Annotated in this window: 17 protein-coding genes; 11 read left to right on the forward strand and 6 right to left on the reverse strand. The window is 72.8% G+C overall.

What is annotated here, in order from left to right; genetic code table 11:
• Nucleotides 1-3 precede the first annotated feature (3 nt).
• Nucleotides 4-1,152, reverse strand: coding sequence for an ABC transporter ATP-binding protein (locus BG418_RS07420; protein ID WP_188272921.1), 1,149 nt, complete (start codon nucleotides 1,150-1,152; stop codon nucleotides 4-6).
• Between the two features lie 174 nt (nucleotides 1,153-1,326).
• Between BG418_RS07420 and BG418_RS07425 the strand changes: the two genes are divergently transcribed.
• The 4 genes from BG418_RS07425 to BG418_RS07440 all read left to right on the forward strand — a co-directional run bounded on the left by BG418_RS07425 (nucleotide 1,327) and on the right by BG418_RS07440 (nucleotide 4,995).
• Nucleotides 1,327-2,013, forward strand: a complete 687-nt coding sequence (locus tag BG418_RS07425; RefSeq protein WP_188272922.1) for an ABC transporter permease — start codon at nucleotides 1,327-1,329, stop codon at nucleotides 2,011-2,013.
• Nucleotides 2,013-2,699, forward strand: a complete 687-nt coding sequence (locus BG418_RS07430; protein WP_188272923.1) for an ABC transporter permease — start codon at nucleotides 2,013-2,015, stop codon at nucleotides 2,697-2,699. The genes BG418_RS07425 and BG418_RS07430 overlap by 1 nt, the downstream gene beginning before the upstream one ends.
• Nucleotides 2,700-2,794: 95 nt before the next feature.
• Nucleotides 2,795-3,778, forward strand: a complete 984-nt coding sequence (locus BG418_RS07435; RefSeq protein WP_188272924.1) for an ABC transporter substrate-binding protein — start codon at nucleotides 2,795-2,797, stop codon at nucleotides 3,776-3,778.
• 116 nt (nucleotides 3,779-3,894) lie between these two features.
• The gene (locus tag BG418_RS07440) at nucleotides 3,895-4,995 is read left to right on the forward strand and encodes a hypothetical protein (RefSeq protein ID WP_188272925.1); all 1,101 of its coding nucleotides are present in this window, start codon (nucleotides 3,895-3,897) and stop codon (nucleotides 4,993-4,995) included.
• Between the two features lie 62 nt (nucleotides 4,996-5,057).
• Here the strand turns inward: BG418_RS07440 and BG418_RS07445 are convergent, their stop codons facing one another.
• Together BG418_RS07445 and BG418_RS07450 are read right to left on the reverse strand one after the other, a co-directional pair.
• A complete protein-coding gene (locus BG418_RS07445) occupies nucleotides 5,058-6,200 on the reverse strand; it encodes an NADH-quinone oxidoreductase subunit D (protein WP_188272926.1) in 1,143 nt (380 codons plus the stop codon).
• A gap of 195 nt (nucleotides 6,201-6,395) precedes the next feature.
• Entirely contained in the window at nucleotides 6,396-7,394 is a 999-nt protein-coding gene (locus BG418_RS07450; protein ID WP_188272979.1) for an SAM-dependent methyltransferase, read from the reverse strand.
• Between the two features lie 120 nt (nucleotides 7,395-7,514).
• On the opposite strand from BG418_RS07450, the gene BG418_RS07455 reads away from it, so the two are divergent.
• Both BG418_RS07455 and BG418_RS07460 read left to right on the forward strand, forming a co-directional pair.
• Nucleotides 7,515-8,735, forward strand: coding sequence for a sensor histidine kinase (locus BG418_RS07455; RefSeq protein WP_188272927.1), 1,221 nt, complete (start codon nucleotides 7,515-7,517; stop codon nucleotides 8,733-8,735).
• Between the two features lie 56 nt (nucleotides 8,736-8,791).
• A complete protein-coding gene (locus tag BG418_RS07460; protein WP_188272928.1) occupies nucleotides 8,792-9,466 on the forward strand; it encodes a response regulator transcription factor in 675 nt (224 codons plus the stop codon).
• A gap of 101 nt (nucleotides 9,467-9,567) precedes the next feature.
• On the opposite strand, the gene BG418_RS07465 is transcribed toward BG418_RS07460, so the two are convergent.
• Nucleotides 9,568-9,882, reverse strand: a complete 315-nt coding sequence (locus tag BG418_RS07465; protein WP_188272929.1) for a helix-turn-helix transcriptional regulator — start codon at nucleotides 9,880-9,882, stop codon at nucleotides 9,568-9,570.
• Between the two features lie 134 nt (nucleotides 9,883-10,016).
• Here BG418_RS07465 and BG418_RS07470 point away from each other — a divergent pair, with 134 nt between their 5' ends.
• A complete protein-coding gene (locus BG418_RS07470; RefSeq protein ID WP_188272930.1) occupies nucleotides 10,017-10,991 on the forward strand; it encodes a zinc-binding dehydrogenase in 975 nt (324 codons plus the stop codon).
• Nucleotides 10,992-11,082: 91 nt separating this feature from the next.
• Here the strand turns inward: BG418_RS07470 and BG418_RS07475 are convergent, their stop codons facing one another.
• Nucleotides 11,083-12,174: a DUF5937 family protein gene (locus BG418_RS07475; RefSeq protein ID WP_188272931.1), complete on the reverse strand. Its 1,092-nt coding sequence runs from the start codon at nucleotides 12,172-12,174 to the stop codon at nucleotides 11,083-11,085.
• Between the two features lie 97 nt (nucleotides 12,175-12,271).
• Between BG418_RS07475 and BG418_RS07480 the strand changes: the two genes are divergently transcribed.
• Nucleotides 12,272-12,499, forward strand: coding sequence for a hypothetical protein (locus BG418_RS07480; RefSeq protein ID WP_188272932.1), 228 nt, complete (start codon nucleotides 12,272-12,274; stop codon nucleotides 12,497-12,499).
• Between the two features lie 10 nt (nucleotides 12,500-12,509).
• Here BG418_RS07480 and BG418_RS07485 read toward each other — a convergent pair whose 3' ends face one another.
• On the reverse strand, nucleotides 12,510-13,697 hold the full coding sequence (locus BG418_RS07485) for a low specificity L-threonine aldolase (RefSeq protein ID WP_188272933.1): 1,188 nt from the start codon (nucleotides 13,695-13,697) through the stop codon (nucleotides 12,510-12,512).
• A 117-nt stretch (nucleotides 13,698-13,814) separates the two neighbouring features.
• Here BG418_RS07485 and BG418_RS07490 point away from each other — a divergent pair, with 117 nt between their 5' ends.
• The 3 genes from BG418_RS07490 to BG418_RS07500 are packed head-to-tail and all read left to right on the forward strand — an operon-like array spanning nucleotide 13,815 to nucleotide 17,445.
• Complete coding sequence (locus BG418_RS07490; protein ID WP_188272934.1) at nucleotides 13,815-14,714, forward strand: Rossmann-like and DUF2520 domain-containing protein; 900 nt, start codon at nucleotides 13,815-13,817, stop codon at nucleotides 14,712-14,714.
• A complete protein-coding gene (gene panC, locus BG418_RS07495; RefSeq protein ID WP_188272935.1) occupies nucleotides 14,711-15,697 on the forward strand; it encodes a pantoate--beta-alanine ligase in 987 nt (328 codons plus the stop codon). Before BG418_RS07490 ends, panC begins: the two co-directional genes overlap by 4 nt.
• Complete coding sequence (locus BG418_RS07500) at nucleotides 15,694-17,445, forward strand: L-aspartate oxidase (protein WP_188272936.1); 1,752 nt, start codon at nucleotides 15,694-15,696, stop codon at nucleotides 17,443-17,445. Before panC ends, BG418_RS07500 begins: the two co-directional genes overlap by 4 nt.
• Nucleotides 17,446-17,447 lie beyond the last annotated feature (2 nt).

The following is a 17,447-nucleotide window of genomic DNA, read 5'->3' on the forward strand; positions in this document are numbered from 1 at the left end:
GCTTTAGCGTGAACTGATCGTTTCCACTTCCACTTCCGTACGCGGGACGTCCTGGGCGTCCGCGTCGATCGAGCGGCGCAGCGCCTCGTGGAGGCGGGCCGGGGTGAGCACACCGAGGAACCGGCCCGTCTCCGCGTTGTCGATCACCGCGATCCAGCCGGCGTCGTACTGGAGCATCGTCGCGAACGCCTGCTTGAGGGAGGCGCCGACCGGCAGCCAGGCCTCCATCCGGCGGGCGTGCTCGCGCACGGTGCCCTTCTTGCCCCGGGTGGCCTCGGCGGAGATCCAGCCGTGCAGATCGCCGGAGGCGTCCAGGACCACCGCCCAGGGGGCGCCCAGGTCGGCGGGGAGCGGGTCGTCGAGCCGCACCACGGGCGGCTGCTCCAGGTCGCCCTCCTCGATGGGCGTCACCGAGAGGCGCTTGAGGCCCCGGTCGGCGCCCACGAAGTCCGCCACGTACGGGGTCGCGGGGGCGCCCAGCACGGCCGCCGGGGCGTCGAACTGCTCGATGCGGCCCTCGCCGTACACCGCGATGCGGTCGCCGAGGCGGACCGCCTCCTCGATGTCGTGGGTGACGAACAGGACGGTCTTGCGGACCTGCGACTGAAGCCGCAGGAACTCGTTCTGCAGCCGCTCGCGCACCACCGGGTCGACCGCGCCGAACGGCTCGTCCATCAGCAGCACCGGCGGGTCCGCCGCCAACGCCCGTGCCACGCCCACCCGTTGGCGCTGGCCGCCGGAGAGCTGCTCGGGGTAGCGGGACCCGAAGACCTTGGGGTCCAGGCCGACCAGGTCGAGGAGTTCGGCCGCGCGCTCACGGGCCTTGGCGCGCTTGACGCCGAGCAGATGCGGGACGGTCGCGGTGTTCTCCAGGACCGTCTTGTGCGGGAAGAGCCCGACCTGCTGGATCACATAGCCGATGCGGCGCCGCAGTTGGACCGGGTCGACGGTGGATATGTCCTCGCCGTCCAGGAATATCCGGCCCCCGGTCGGCTCGATCAGCCGGTTCACCATCTTCATCGTGGTGGTCTTGCCGCAGCCCGACGGTCCGACGAGCGTGACCAGTTCACCCTCGGCCACCTCGAAGGAGAGGTCGTCGACGGCGGTGGTGCCGTCGGCGTACCGCTTGGTGACATGCTCGAATCGGATCATGGTTCCCCATTGTGGCCGGTGTTCGATCCCGCGTGTGTGAACCCCATGTTGCCGCCCTGTGTGCGATGCGCGGATCCACCGGCCGGCTCTCGGCGATTGTCAGTGGTCGGGGATAAGGTCGCCAGACATACGTTCGGGAGATTCGGGGAGATCCGACGGGGGAGGTGGGGGACCGTGGCAGCGCAGAACTGCCTGGTGCGCAACGACTGGATCTGCTGGGAGTACGTGCGCTCCCGCAGCCATGAGCTGACCGACGCCACGGTCCAGCATGTCTGGATCACGGCGGTGTCGGTGCTGATCGGACTGGCGATCGCGCTGCCGCTGGCGCTGCTGGCGCGCGGCCGCAGATCGGTCGCGGGAGCGGTGCTGACCCTGACGACGGTGCTCTACACGGTGCCCTCGCTCGCCATGTTCTCGCTGCTGCTCCCGGTGTTCGGCCTCTCGGCGTCGCTGGTCGTCACCGGCCTTGTGCTCTATTCGCTGACGATCCTCGTACGGAACATCCTGGCGGGCCTCGAAGCGGTCCCGGCCGACGTGCGCGAAGCCGCGCGGGGGATGGGATACGGGCGCATACGGATGCTGGTCGAGGTCGAGCTGCCGCTCGCGCTCCCGGCGCTGCTGGCCGGGGTGCGCATAGCCACGGTGTCGACGGTCGCGCTCACCACGGTCGGCTCGGTGGTCGGCAAGGGCGGTCTGGGCAACCTCATCGGCGACGGGGTGCAGTCCACGTTCAAGGCGCAGGTACTCACCGCGTCGGTGCTGTGCGTGCTGCTCGCGCTGGTGGCGGACCTGCTGCTGCTCGGCCTCCAGCGGCTGCTCACGCCCTGGACGCGGATACGGACGACGGCGGGGGCGCGCTGATGGGGGTCATGGCGGACGCCTGGACCTGGCTGACGACGGGGTCCAACTGGTCGGGCGAGGACGGCGCCTGGCACCGGCTGGGCGAGCACGCGTACGTGAGCGGGGTCTCGCTCCTGGTGGCCTGCGCCATCGCGCTGCCGATCGCGCTGTGGCTCGGGCACCTCGGCCGGGGCGGCGCGCTCGCGGTCAACATCTCCAACGTGGGCCGGGCGGTGCCCGTGTTCGCGGTGCTCGCCCTGCTGATGCTCACCCCGCTGCGCAAGGAGGGGTACCTGCCGACGATCATCGCCTTGGTGCTCTTCGCGGTGCCGCCGCTGCTGACCAACGCCTATGTGGGCATGCGGGAGGTGGACCGGTCGGTCGTGGAGGCCGCGCGCGGGATGGGGATGTCCGGGCCGCAGCTGTTCGCCCGGGTGGAGCTGCCGCTCGCGTATCCGCTGATCATGATCGGGGTGCGGTCGGCGGCGGTGCAGGTGGTGGCGACCGCGACGATCGCGTCGATGGTGGGCCTGGGGGGCCTCGGCCGGATCATCACGGCCGGGTTCGCCACGTACAACACACCGCAGGTGGTCGCGGGGGCGATCCTCGCCGCGCTGCTCGCGTTGCTGGTCGAGGGCGTGCTGGTGGTGGCCGACCGGCTGTTCAGCCCGCTGCGGCGACGCGGCGGACGGCCCACGGCCGCCTGAGCCGACGGCGGACTCCCGGCACCCCCCGGACCCTTCGGACCTTTCGGACCCTTCAGACTCCTCGAACTCCTCGAACTCTCGGATGGTGAACCTTCATGAGCAAGATCCTGCGCACGGCCGGTGCGGTCCTCGGCACGGTGGCGCTGGCCGGTTCGCTGGCCGCGTGCGGCGGCGACAGCCTGGAGAAGGACAAGGACAAGAGCGGCAGTAGTTCGAGCAGCGGCGGGGGCGGCAAGAAGGGCTCGCTGACCGTCGGCGCCGCCGGCTTCACCGAGTCCGCCGTCCTCGCCGAGCTCTACTCCCAGATCCTGCACGACGCCGGATACGGCACCTCGATCACCACGGTGAAGAACCGTGAGCTGTATGAACCCGCCCTGGAGAAGGGTGAGATCGACGTCGTTCCGGAATACGCGGCTACGCTTACCGAATTCCTCAACGCCAAGGTGAACGGCGACAAGGCGAAGGACAAGCCGCTCGCCTCCAGCGATGTCACGGCGACCGTCGCCGAGCTCACCAAGCTCGCTGGTCCGCGCGGGCTGAAGGCGCTCCCGTCGGGCGCGGCCGTGGACCAGAACGCGTTCGCGGTGACCAAGGAATTCGCCGCCAAGAACAACCTCAAGACCCTTTCGGATCTTGGCAGGTCGAAGGTCAAGGTCAAGATCGCGGCGGGCGACGAGTGCACGATCCGGCCGTTCTGCGCGCCGGGTCTCAAGGCGAAGTACGGCATCGACGTCAGCGGGATCGACCCCAAGGGCGTCGGCACCCCGCAGTCCAAGCAGGCGGTCAAGGACGGCGCCGACCAGCTGGTGCTCACCACCACGACCGACGCCACGCTCGACCAGTACGGCCTGGTGCTCCTGGAGGACGACAAGAAGCTCCAGAACGCCGACAACATCCTTCCGGTGGTCAATGCGAAGGGCGCCGGCACCCAGGAGATAGCCGACGTACTCGCGAAGCTCACCAAGGCGCTGACGACCAGTGATCTCGTGGAACTGAACCGCAAGGTGGACGCGGAGCGGGCCAAGCCGGCCGACGTCGCGAAGGACTATCTGCAGTCGAAGGGACTGATCAAGAAGTAGAAAAACCCGTCGGTCGGCCATCGGTTCGCCATCGGCCGGCTATGGGTGGCAAGAAGATTCGGGAGATTGGCGGGCTGGGGCTCCATTGGGCGTCTACGCACGGTAAATTTCAGGCCATGCCACGTGGACGCCACCGCCATTCCCCTCCTCTGCACAGACTTCTTCCACCGTCCGCCGTCGCCGGTGCCGCGGTCCTCTGCGCCGGTGGCGCCTGGCTGTTCGATCAGCCACTGGCACTGAGGAGCATCGCCGCGGCCGCCGCGGTGGCCGCCGTCACCGGCTCCGTGCTGATGCGCGGCTGGGACCGGGCCGCCGGTCGCCGGGTCGCCGAGCTGACCCGCTCGCGCGCCGCCGACCAGTGGCGCACCGAGGAGCGGATCGCCGAGCTGGAGGCGGACCTGGAGGAGTCGCGCGAGCTGCGCGGCCGTCTGGACGCCAAGCTCCGTGCCAAGCGCATGGAGCTGGCCGGGCTGCGCGGCGAACACGCGGCGCTGCTGCGGCGGTACGCGACGGCGGAGACCGAGCGGGCCAGCGCCCTGGAGGGCCGCCGTCGGCTCGCCCTGGAGGCGGCCGCCCCCAAGGAGCTGCCCGCGACGTCCGGCCTGCCGGGCCCGGCGGCGTACACGGCCGCGTCCCTGGCGCTGGAGAACCTTCCGTACGTACGGAAGGCCCAGGAGGCCCGGCAGGCGGCTGCCGCCGAGGAGGCGCGCAGGGCGTCGGAGAAGTCGGCGCGGGCCGAACTCGTCGCCAGGCCCCGGCAGATCGAGCAGCCCCGCACGGCGGACGCGGCGCGGGACTCCGCGCAGGGCTCCGGTGACTCCGCGAAGCCGGAGGAGCCGCAGGGGAAGCCCTCGGCGGCCGTCGGGAGCGGGGAGCACGTACGCCCGGCGTCCGCCGCTCTTCCCGCGCTGCCCGCGGCCCCGGCGCCGGTCGCCTCGGCGGTCGTCCCGTACGTCGCGCGCCCGGCCGTACGGCCCGAGGGCCGCTTCGACTTCTTCGGGACCGACGCCGAGAAGGAGGCCGCCGAGAAGGAGGCCACCCAGGCCGCGATAGCCGCGGCCGAGGAGGAGGACCTGGCCGACGTGGTCGGCGAGGAGGTCCTGGCCGAGCGCCCCAAGAGCGGCCCCGAGCGGGTCGTCGGCAAGGTCATCGACCTGACGGCGCACGACGAGACGGAGCAGCTGGACGTGGTCCGGCTGCGGTCGGCGATCTCGTAACTCCCGTACGCGACGGTTTTCAGGACGGGCCCGCTCCGCGCGGGCCCGTCCTTTTTGCGTGCCTACTTGTCGATGTCGCCCACGACGAAGAACAGCGAACCCAGGATCGCGACCATGTCGGCGACCAGCGTTCCCGGCAGCAGCTCGGTGAGGGCCTGGATGTTGTTGTACGAGGCCGAGCGGAGCTTGAGGCGGTACGGGGTCTTCTCGCCCTTGCTGACGAGGTAGTAGCCGTTGATGCCGAGCGGGTTCTCGGTCCAGGCGTAGGTGTGGCCCTCGGGGGCCTTCAGGACCTTCGGGAGGCGCTGGTTGATCGGGCCGGGCGGCAGCTCGGCGAGCCGGTCGAGGCAGGCGTCGGCGAGTTCCAGCGCGTTGTGGGTCTGGGCGAGCAGCACCTCGAAGCGGGCCAGGCAGTCGCCCTCGGTGCGGGTGACGACCCGCAGGGTGTCCTGGAGCTCGCCGTACGCGAGGTACGGCTCGTCGCGGCGCAGGTCGAAGTCGACGCCGGAGCCGCGCGCGATGGGGCCGCTGACGCCGTACGCGTGCACGGCCTCCTGCGACAGGACGCCGACGCCCCGCGTACGCCCCCGGAAGATCTCGTTGCCCAGCACCAGCCGGTCGTACACGTCCATCCGCGAGTTGGCGGCGGCGACGGCGTCGCGGGCGCGGCCGAGCCAGCCGAGCGGGAGGTCCTCCTTGAGGCCGCCGACGCGGTTGAACATGTAGTGCATACGCCCGCCGGAGACCTCCTCCATCACGTGCTGGAGCTCTTCGCGCTCGCGGAAGGCGTGGAAGATCGGGGTGATTCCGCCCAGTTCGAGGGGGTACGACCCGAGGAACATCAGGTGGTTGAGGGCCCGGTTCAGCTCGGCGAGGAGCGTACGGGTCCACACCGCGCGCTCCGGCACCTCCATGCCGAGCATGCGCTCGACGGCCATGACCACGCCGAGCTCGTTGGAGAAGGCGGAGAGCCAGTCGTGGCGGTTGGCCAGCATGACGATCTGGCGGTAGTCGCGGGCCTCGAAGAGCTTCTCGGCGCCGCGGTGCATGTACCCGACGACGGGTTCGGCGTGCTGGATGCGCTCGCCGTCGAGGACGAGGCGGAGGCGGAGCACGCCGTGGGTGGAGGGGTGCTGCGGGCCGATGTTGAGCACCATGTCGGTGCTCTCCGCCGCGCCGCCGATGCCGACCGTGGTCTCCGTCATGGGCGACAGTATCCCCGGCCGGGGGTTGAATCCCCCACCCCGCCCCTTCCCGAAACTCTCCGAGGGAGCTTTGCGGGTGCGGACCGTGCTGGGTTGCTCGCGCAGTTCCCCGCGCCCCTAAATACCTAGGGGCGCGGGGAACTGCGCGACAAGCCCCCAGGGCGGGGTGGGGCAAGCGCCGCAGGCAAACCCCCGTCACACCCGCTCCCGCAGCCACATGAAGTCCCCCAGCCCGCCCCGCGCCACCAGTTCCGCCGCCTCGCCCGCCAGGGACAGCGCCCGGACGTACGCGGCCGGGTCCGTCGAGGCCAGGGACAGGGGCGGGCGCGCGCCCGTCACACCGAGGTGGGACAGGGCCTCGCGCTGGGGGACGAGCTCCGCGCCCGGGCCCGCGCAGGCGTCCAGCGCCACATGGGACGTGATGTCGCAGCTCCCGTCCGGGACCGGCGCGCACTCACGGCCCGCCCGGAACCCGGTGAGCGTGCCGAACGGCGGCCGCGCGTCCACCGTGTGCGCGTAGTCCACCGCGACCGCGAGCCCCGCCGAGAGCGTCGACACCGCCCCCGCCCACGCCGCGTCCCGCGCGAGCCCCACCTCCGCCCGCGCCCCAGGCTCCCGCAGCGGCCACCACCGTTCCAGCCACTGAGCGTCCGCGTCCGCCACGCGCGCGCCGAGGCGTTCGGTGCCGTCGGGGCGGACGAGGACCTGGCGGGGGACGCCGTCCGCGTCGGCCTCGGCGACGTCGACGGGGACGTTGTCCAGCCACTCGTTGGCGAACAGGAGCCCCCGTACGCCCTGCGGCGGCTCCGCGACCCAGGCCACGCGCGCGTCGAGCCCGGCCGGACGCGCCGCGCGCTCCACGGCGTACGCCCGTACGGGGAAGTCGGCGGGCAGCGCGGCCAGCACACCGGTGACCAGCTCGCCCCGCCCCGCGCCCATGTCGACGAAGGCGACCTCGCCGCCGCCGAGCTCCGCCGCCACCTCCTGGAGCAGCCGGGCGACCGCCCCGGCGAAGAGGGGAGAGGCGTGCACGGAGGTACGGAAGTGACCCGCGGGACCCTCGGGGCGGAGGTAGAAGCCGCCGGGACCGTACAGCGCCCGCTCGGTCGCCTCCCGCCACCCGCACCAGTCGCCCACACCCGCCTCGTCCGTCACACCGGACCCGCCGTCCGAACCGTCCACCGCACCGCCCATCACCTCGTACCTCACAGGGGAAAGGCTAGGGGCCCTCCACCTTGGGGAGTACTCCCGCGCGACCCGGATCGACCCTCCGGTTGACCCATGCACCGATCCGGCTTCCCTACGCTGGGTTACGTGCAGCGCCTCTACGACTTCATCCGCAGACACCCGACCGTGGTCGACACCCTCTGGGCCGTCTTCCTGTTCGGGATCTCCGGCATGTCGTACGTGTCCAACCGCAGCAGCCACGGCTCGACCGCGGCGGCGCTGCTCTGTGGCGCGGGGCTCGGTGTCGTGGTCGCGCTGCGGCGGCGGGCGCCCGAGAAGATGCTGGTGCTCGCGATACTGATGGGCCTGGCGCAGCTCGCCCTGAACGTCCAGCCGAACGTGGCGGACATGGCCATGCTGGTCGCCATCTACACGGCCGCGGCCGTCGGCGAGCGCTGGGCCTCGCGGCTCGCGCTCGGCGGTTCGCTCGTCGCCTCGACGATCGCCATGTGGCGCTGGCCGAACAACTACGGCGACGGCGACGGCGGCAGCGGCGGGAGCGTGGGGCAGCTCGCCTTCGTCATCGTCGTGATGACCGTCCCGTTCGTCCTCGCCTGGGTCCTCGGCGACTCGATGCGCACCCGGCGGGCGTACTTCGCCCAGTTGGAGGAGCGCGCCGCCCGGCTGGAGAAGGAGCGCGAGGCGCAGGCCAAGGTCGCGGTCGCCGCCGAGCGCGCCCGTATCGCGCGCGAGCTCCACGACGTCGTCGCGCACAACGTCTCGGTGATGGTGGTGCAGGCGGACGGCGCCGCGTATGTCATGGAGAGCGCGCCCGACCAGGCGAAGATCGCGCTGGAGACGATCTCGATGACCGGGCGCCAGGCGCTGGCCGAGATGCGCCGTCTGCTGGGCGTGCTGCGCACCGGCGAGCACCGGGAGGCCGGGGAGTACGTGCCGCAGCCGGACGTCGAGCAGATCGAGGAGCTGGTCGAGCAGGTGCGTACGGCCGGGCTCACCGTGGACTTCAAGATCGAGGGCACCCCCCGCCCGCTGCCCAGCGGCGTCGAGCTCACGGCGTACCGGATCGTGCAGGAGGCGCTGACCAACACGCGCAAGCACGGCGGCCCGGACGCGGGCGCCAGCGTGCGGCTCGTCTACTTCGACGACGGGCTCGGCCTGCTGGTCGAGGACGACGGGCGCGGCGCCGTGCACGAGGTGTACGAGGACGGCGGCGCCGACGGCCAGGGGCACGGTCTGATCGGTATGCGCGAGCGCGTCGGCATGGTCGGCGGCACCCTGGACGCGGGGCCGCGTCCGGGCGGTGGCTTCCGTATCAGCGCCCTGCTCCCGCTCAAGCCCGCGCACTAGTTTCCGATCCGCCCGCTGATTTCCCGTATGCCGTACGTCGTGATGAAAGGGACCCGATGACGATCCGCGTGATGCTCGTCGACGACCAGGTGCTTCTGCGCACCGGTTTCCGGATGGTGCTCGCCGCGCAGCCGGACATGGAGGTCGTCGCGGAGGCGGGCGACGGGGCGGAGGCGATCGAGATCCTCCGTGCCACGGCCGTGGACGTGGTGCTGATGGACGTGCGCATGCCGAGGCTGGACGGGGTGGAGGCGACCCGGCGGATCTGCTCGGCCGAGGAGCACCCGAAGGTGCTGATCCTGACCACGTTCGACCTGGACGAGTACGCGTTCTCCGGCCTCAAGGCGGGCGCCAGCGGCTTCATGCTCAAGGACGTCCCGCCGGCCGAACTGCTCGGCGCCATCCGCTCGGTGCACAGCGGCGACGCGGTCGTCGCGCCCTCGACCACCCGGCGCCTCCTCGACCGGTTCGCCCCGATGCTGCCGTCGACCGGCAAGGAGTCCGGGCCCGGCGGAAGCGCGATGGAGAAGCTGACCGAGCGCGAGCGCGAGGTCATGCTGCTGGTCGCGCAGGGTCTCTCGAATGGCGAGATCGCGGCGCGTCTGGTGCTCTCGGAGGCCACCGTGAAGACCCATGTCGGCCGGATCCTGACGAAGCTGGGTCTGCGCGACCGGGTCCAGGTCGTCGTCCTCGCGTACGAGTCGGGGCTGGTCCGGGCCGGGGGGCTGTGACCTGTTGAGGCGTCCCGCGGGCGTGCGGGTCCGGTGGGGGCCGGCGGAACGCGGAGGGGCCGTGCCCTGGCGGCGGGGCGCTTGTCTGCGGGGCCCGGCGGTCAGTCGACGTGCAGGACCAGGTCCAGCAGCCCCGGGAAGCGGGAGTCGAACTCCTCGCGGCGCAGTCGGTTCACCCGCTTGGGCCCGTTGTCGCGCTGCTCGACCAGACCGGCGGCGCGCAGCACCGCGAAGTGGTGGCTGAGCGCCGCCTTGCGTACGGGCACGTCGAACGAGCCGCAGCTGCGCGTCCACTCCTCCGACTCGGCGAGCTCGCGCACGAGTTGGAGGCGGACGGGGTCGCCGAGCGCGTCCAGCGCCGTGATCAGCGGAACCTTCTCGGGATGGGTGTGCTCGGGGGCCGCGCGATGGGTCATCGGGTGTTCCTTTCTTCCTTCGGCTTCGTCGGCCGGTCCTTGCCTGGCGCCTTGCCTGGTGTTCGATGAGGGTCGTACACTCCCGAGTGTTCGACCTTCATTGAACACTTTATGCGGCGAGGGGGAACCACGTCATGCGTGCGATTCAGGTCAGCGAGCTGGGCGGTCCGGAAGTACTGCGGTTGGTGGAGGCCGAGGTGCCCGCGCCCGGGCCGGGCGAGGTCGCGATCGACGTGGCGTACGCCGGGGTCAACTTCGCCGAGGTGAAGGCCCGTTCCGACGGCTACCGGGTCACGTCCCTGCCGTTCGTGCCGGGCCTTGAGGTCTCCGGGCGGGTACGAGCGCTCGGCGCGGGCGTGGAAGGCCTCGCGGTCGGCCAGGAGGTCGCCGCGATGGCCGAGGGCGGCGGCTACGCGGACGTCGCCGTGGTCGCGGCCGCCACCGTCTTCCCGGTGCCCGAGGGTGTCGACCTGCGTACGGCCGCGACGCTGCCGACCGTCCTGCCGACCGCGCACGCGCTGATCCACGAGGTGGGGCGGCTGCGCGGCGGTGAAACGGTGCTGGTCCAGGGCGCGGCGGGCGGTGTCGGCACGGTCGTCGGCCAGCTCGCGAAGCTCGCGGGCGCGGGTGCCGTGTACGGCGTGGTGTCCAGCGAGGCCAAGGCCGCGTACGCGCGTGAGCACGGGTACGACGACGCGTTCCTCACCGACACCTTCGCCGAGGACGTACGCCGGGCGACCGGCGGCCGGGGCGTCGACCTCGTCCTCGACCCGGTCGGCGGCGAGACCCTGCGCCGGGGCCTCGACGCGCTGGCCCTGTTCGGCCGGCTCGTCTCGTACGGCAACGCGGGCGGCGAGGACGCTTGGCAGGTCGGCCAGCCCGAGCTGTACCCGCGCGCCCACTCGGTCTCCGGCTTCTCGATCCTGACCCTGGCGCAGGGCGCGCCGGGCGCCCTGCGCGAGATCGCGGGCAGGGCGTTCGCCCTGGCGGCGGACGGCCGGGTGAAACTCCCGGTGACGGCCGAGTTCCCCCTGGAGGAGGCGGCAGAGGCTCACCGTTTGATGGAGGGCCGCACATCGACGGGGAAGCTGCTGCTGCGGGTCAACTAGTCGGCTGCGGCGCCCCCATGCTCTTAAGGGGCGCGGGGAACTGCGCGACCAGCCCCCACCGGTCCGCAGCCGAAGAACACACCCCCGTGCCTCAGCGAAGCACCCCTTCCAAAAAGTCACTGCCCAGGCGGGCCACCACCGCCACGTCCAGCTGATGCAACACATAGCGCCCACGCCGCTGCGTAGTGAGAAGGCCCGCCTTCTTCATCACAGAAAGATGCCGGGACACTTCAGGCGCGCTGATCCCGTACGAGTCCGCCAGCTCGCTGGTCGTATACGCACCCCGTGCAAGACTGCGGCACAGCCGCATCCGCATCGGGTGCGCCACCGCTTCGAGCCGCGCCTTCACCACGTCCACCGGCGCGGACCCGCCCAACTCGCCGGTGGACACCGGGTACTGGACCACCGGCTGCCACCCCGGCGCGTGCAGCGCGAACAGATGGGGCCAGCCGAACGCGGTGGGGATGAACGTCAGCCCCGTCCCCGCCGCGCTGGTGCGCCCGTGGCTGAGCTTGTCGACGACGACCCGCTCGCGGCCCTCGTGCTGTTCGAGCGTGACCGCGCCCGACACCGCGCCGATGGCCTCGGCCGCGCCCTTGCGCTTCAGGAGCTCCGTCTTGTGCCGTGCGTCGGTGGCCAGTTGGACCCGTACGCGCTTCCAGGTGTCGCCGAAGAACGCCTCGTCGCAGTCTTCGAGCAGCCGCCGTATCCACGCGCGCGCCCCCGGCGGATCGAGCAGGACCCGCTTGACGAAGGCGGCCTGGCGCGGGCCGCGCGCCGCCGCGAGCTCCAGGGCCCGGTTCCGCATCCGCTCGTCGACCAGCGGGGACGGCGCCCCCGTGTTGTAGAGGCTGCTGGCGCAGGAGATCTCAAGCGCCGCCGCCACGTACTTCTCGTCGTCCATCCGGTCGAGGTCGTCCAGTTCCTCGGTCAGGGTCTCGCGCGGCTGGGAGGGCAGCAGGATGTCGGAGCGCGTGGAGCGCCACAGGAAGTCCGCCTCGTGCAGCCGGTCGGCGAGCTCCGGCTTGAGCCCGCCCGCCGTCGTGGTGATCCAGCCGTGCAGCCGGGCGTGGTGCGCGGGCTCGGAGAGCGCGTGCAGGGCGGCGCCCAGCTCCGCCAGGGGGGAGGGCCCGAAAACGATCCGCTCCGGCGGCAGTCCGGTGATGTCGATGCACACGCTCATGCGCCCATGGTGCACCGCCGCACCGACAACGCCCCGTCGATTGACGCCCCTGGTCAATCGACGTGCCGGGAGGCCGGGACAGGCGCAGCCTGGATGCATGGACGCCATTCAGCAGCAGATGCTCGACACCTACCGCGCGGCCCGCCTCCAGGAGCCCGCGCCGCCCCTGCCGGGCCAGCACGACATCCGGACCCTGCGCGAAGCGCGCGACTACCGGCGCTTCGAGGCGGTCCTCGCCGGCCACCTCGCCCACGGCCGCCTGCGTGCCGCCCTCGCCCGCCTCCTGCCCACCCCGCGCCACCACCGCACCCCGGCCTGCCACTGAGCGCCCGGCCCTAGCTCAACCTCCGTACGAACTCGGCCACCGCGTCCCGAACGTCCTCGGCCGACCACTGAAGGCCCGGTTCCGTCACCGTCACTTCGGTGTACGCGACCCCGGGCGGGCCGCCCGCGGGCGCGGGGAACCAGCGGCGGAAGAGTGCCACGCCCGTCTCCTCGGCCTGGCCGAGCCCGGCGTCGTCCAGGGCGTCCGCCTCGTACGGCAGCCACACCTGGAACTGGTGGGTGTGCGGCACCTCCGGGTTGATCCGGAACCACGGCACGCCCGCCTTCGTGAAGCCGTCCGCCAGCCCCTCGGCCACTACGCGCGCGTGGGCGACGTACGACGGCAGCTTCGGCAGCTCGCGGTCGAGCCCGACCAGCGCCGACAGGGCCGCCGGATACTGCTGGAAGAGCTGGCCCCCGTAACGGTGGCGCCAGGTGCGGGTCTCCTCGACGAGCGACTCGGGGCCGACGAGGGCGGCGCCCGACAGACCGCCCAGGGACTTGTAGTACGACACGTAGACGCTGTCCGCGAGCCGTGCGATCTCCTCCAGCGGGCGGTCGAAGTGCACGACGCAGTCCCACAGCCGGGCGCCGTCGAAGTGGACCACCGCGTCGCGCTCGCGGGCCGCCTCGACCACGTCGGTCAGCTCCTGCCAGGTGGGCAGCACGAACCCCGGCTCGCGCAGCGGCAGTTCCAGCATCAGGGTGCCGAACGGCTCCTCGAAGTCGCGTACCTCCTGGGCCGTGGGCAGCCGGGGCGCGTCCGTCGGGTGGACCGTGCGCAGCCCGCTGACCGTGGTGAAGGCGCGCCGCTCGTGCACCTCGGGGTGGGCCAGCGGGTGCAGCGCCACCGTCGCGTTCCCGGTGCGCCCGGCCCACGCGCGCAGGGCGGCCTGCTGGGCCATGGTGCCGGTCGGGAAGAACGCCGCCGCCGGGAAGCCGAGCGCGTCGGCGGTGCGCCGCTCCAGCTCGGCGACCACGCCGTCGCCGTAGAAGTCCGGCATCTCGGTGGTGTCGTACACAGTGCGCGCGTCGGCCGCGAGGGCGGTCAGCCGCTCGCCCATGCTGAACTCGCCGGGCATCCGGCACAGCGTGCGCTCCGAGGCGCGCCACGCCGCGAGCCTGCGCCGGCGCGCGTCCTGCTCGCCGCCGCCGTTCGCGCCGGGTTCGGTCTCGATCCGTCCTTGCTGATCTTCCATGGTCCGATCATCACCCACAGCCTGTGGATAACCACAGGGGTTATCGAAACCTGGGCGTAGCATGACGGGGAAATCGTCCGGTACCCCTCGCGGACTGGAACGGAAGGCCCCCGCCGCGTGAACGCACAACCAGAGACCCGCCCAGCCCGCCTCACCGTCGGCGTCGTCGGTGCCGGCCGGGTCGGCCCTGCCCTCGCCGCCTCGCTCCAGCTCGCCGGGCACCGCCCGGTCGCGGTCTCCGGGGTGTCGGACGCCTCCGTGCGCCGGGCGGCCGCCCTGCTGCCGGACGTGCCCCTGATGGCGCCCGCCGATGTGCTGGCCGCCGCCGACCTGGTGCTGCTCACCGTCCCCGACGACGCGCTCCCGGGCCTGGTGGAGGGCCTCGCGGAGACCGGCGCCGTACGCCCCGGACAGCTGATGGTGCACACCTCCGGGCGGTACGGGACGGCCGTCCTGGCGCCCGCCACGCGCGCGGGCGCGCTCCCGCTGGCCCTGCACCCCGCGATGACCTTCACCGGGACCAGCGTCGACGTCCAGCGCCTGGCCGGGTGCTCGTTCGGCGTCACCGCGCCCGAGGAGCTGCGGCTGGCCGCCGAGGCGCTGGTCATCGAGATGGGCGGCGAGCCCGAGTGGATCGAGGAGGAGAACCGCCCGCTCTACCACGCGGCCCTCGCCCTCGGCGCGAACCACCTGGTCACCCTGGTGGCCCAGTCCATGGAGCTGCTGCGCACCGCCGGTGTCGCGGCGCCCGACCGGATGCTCGGCCCGCTGCTCGGCGCCGCGCTCGACAACGCGCTGCGCTCCGGCGACGCGGCCCTGACCGGCCCCGTCGCGCGCGGTGACGCGGGCACGGTCGCGGCGCACGTGGCCGAGCTGCGCAAGCACGCCCCCGCCGCCGTCGCCGGCTACCTGGCGATGGCCCGTACGACCGCCGACCGGGCACTCGCCCACGGCCTGCTGAAGCCCGAGCTCGCCGAGGACCTGCTGGGCGTGCTCGCGGACGGAGAGAACCGATGAGCCGACTGGTCCGCACCGCCGCCGAGCTGGCCGCCCTGGAGCGCGCCGGGCGCCGCGCCGTCGTCATGACCATGGGCGCCCTGCACGAGGGCCACGCCACCTTGGTGCGCACCGCGCGCGAGACGGTCGGGCCCGACGGCCAGGTCGTGGTCACGGTCTTCGTCAACCCGCTCCAGTTCGGCGCGGGCGAGGACCTGGACCGCTATCCGCGCACCCTGGACGCGGACCGCGAGATCGCCGAACGGGCGGGCGCCGACGCCGTGTTCGCGCCCTCCGTGGACGAGGTGTACCCCGGCGGGGACCCGCAGGTCCGCATCACCGCCGGGCCCATGGGCGAGCGCCTGGAAGGGGCCTCGCGCCCCGGCCACTTCGACGGCATGCTCACCGTCGTCGCCAAGCTGCTCCACCTCACCGCGCCCGACCTCGCGCTGTTCGGCCAGAAGGACGCCCAGCAACTCGCCCTGATCCGGCGGATGGTGCGCGATCTGAACTTCCCCGTCGACATCGTGGGCGTCCCGACCGTCCGCGAGGACGACGGGCTCGCGCTCTCCAGCCGCAACCGCTACCTGTCGCCGGCCGAGCGCACCACCGCGCTCGCCCTCTCGCGCGCGCTGTTCGCGGCCCGCGACCGGCTCACCGCCGAACACGCCCTCCACGCGCGCGCCGCCGCCTCGCACGCGGGCGCCGGGCGCGCCGTCGCGCTCTCCCGCATCGGCGAGGCCCGCGCGGCCGCCGACGCGTACGCGGTGGAGGCCGCGGGTCCCTCCCCGGCCGTCGTGCGGGCCGCCGCCCAGAGCGTCCTCGACGAGGCCGCCAAGGCGGAGCCCCCGATCGAACTCGACTATCTGGCGCTGGTCGACCCGGCGACGTTCGGCGACGCCGAGGAGGGCTTCGCCGGTGAGGCGGTCCTCGCGGTCGCCGCGCGCGTCGGCACCACCCGCCTCATCGACAACATCCCGCTGAGTTTCGGAGCCCCCGAATGACCAGGACGACCGACGGTCCGACCCCGACCGGAATACGGCTGGACGCCCCCGCCCCCGGCTGGGCCATCGACGCGGACGTCGTGGTCGTGGGCTCGGGCGTCGCGGGCCTCACCGCGGCCCTGCGCTGCACCGCCGCGGGCCTCGCCACCGTCGTGGTGACCAAGGCCCGGCTCGACGACGGCTCCACGCGCTGGGCGCAGGGCGGCATCGCGGCGGCGCTCGGCGAGGGCGACACGCCCCAGCAGCACCTGGACGACACGCTGGTCGCGGGCGTGGGCCTGTGCGACGAGAACGCGGTGCGCGCCCTGGTCACCGGGGGCCCGGACGCGCTCCGCCGACTGATCGCCACCGGCGCCCGGTTCGACACCGACGAGTCCGGCGCGATCTCCCTGACCCGCGAGGGCGGCCACCACCGCCGCCGCATCGCCCACGCGGGCGGCGACGCCACCGGCGCCGAGATCTCGCGCGCACTGGTCGAGGCGGTCCGCGAACAGGCCGTACGGACCATCGAGAACGCCCTCGTACTCGACCTGCTGCGGGACGAGGACGGGCGTACGGCGGGCATCACCCTGCACGTCATGGGCGAGGGCCAGCACGACGGCGTGGGAGCCGTCCGCGCCCCCGCCGTGGTGCTCGCCACCGGCGGCATGGGCCAGGTCTTCTCGGCCACCACCAACCCGGCGGTCTCCACCGGCGACGGCGTCGCCCTCGCGCTGCGCGCGGGCGCGGAGATCTCCGACCTGGAGTTCGTCCAGTTCCACCCCACGGTGCTCTTCCTCGGCGCCGACTCCGAGGGCCAGCAGCCGCTGGTCTCCGAGGCCGTACGGGGAGAGGGCGCCCACCTCGTCGACGCCACCGGGACCCGCTTCATGCTGGGGCAGCACGAGCTGGCCGAGCTCGCCCCGCGCGACATCGTCGCCAAGGCCATCACGCGCCAGATGCAGCTGCACGGCACCGAGAACATGTACCTGGACGGGCGGCACTTCGGCGCCGAGATGTGGGAGCAGCGCTTCCCGACCATCCTCGCCGCCTGCCGCGCGCACGGCATCGACCCGGTCACCGAGCCGATCCCGGTCGCCCCGGCCGCCCACTACGCCTCCGGGGGCGTGCGTACCGACCTGCGCGGCCGCACCACGGTTCCGGGCCTCTACGCGTGCGGTGAGGTCGCCTGCACCGGTGTGCACGGCGCCAACCGGCTCGCCTCCAACTCCCTTCTGGAGGGCCTGGTCTTCGCCGAGCGCATCGCGGCGGACATCGCCGCGGACATCGCGGAGGGCGGCCACGCGCGCGTGGCCGTCGCCGAGGCCGCCGTCCCTGCCGAGGACGCGCCCCTCTGCCCCCTCCTCGCGCCCGAGACGCGCATCCAGATCCAGCGCGCCATGACCAACGGCGCCGGAGTGCTCCGCTCCGCCGACAGCCTCGCCGAGGCCGCCGCCCGCCTGGAGGCGATCCGGGCCGGTGCCGACGGCTTCGACGAGCGCAAGGCCGCCGAGCCCGGCGTGGAGGCGTGGGAGACCACCAACCTGCTGCTGGTCGCGCGCGTGCTGGTGGCCGCGGCCGCCGCCCGCGAGGAGACCCGCGGCTGCCACTGGCGCGAGGACCGGCCCGACCGCGACGACCAGGACTGGCGCCGCCACCTCGTCGTACGGGTGAAGCCGGACCGTACGCTCGACCTCCGCCGTACCGATTCAGCAGACTTCCCCCCGACGGTCGCTCCGACCGTCTCCGACGCCCCCAGGGAGCCGTAACC

It is taken from the genome of Streptomyces sp. CBMA152 (genome assembly GCF_014596475.1).
Classification (GTDB): domain Bacteria; phylum Actinomycetota; class Actinomycetes; order Streptomycetales; family Streptomycetaceae; genus Streptomyces.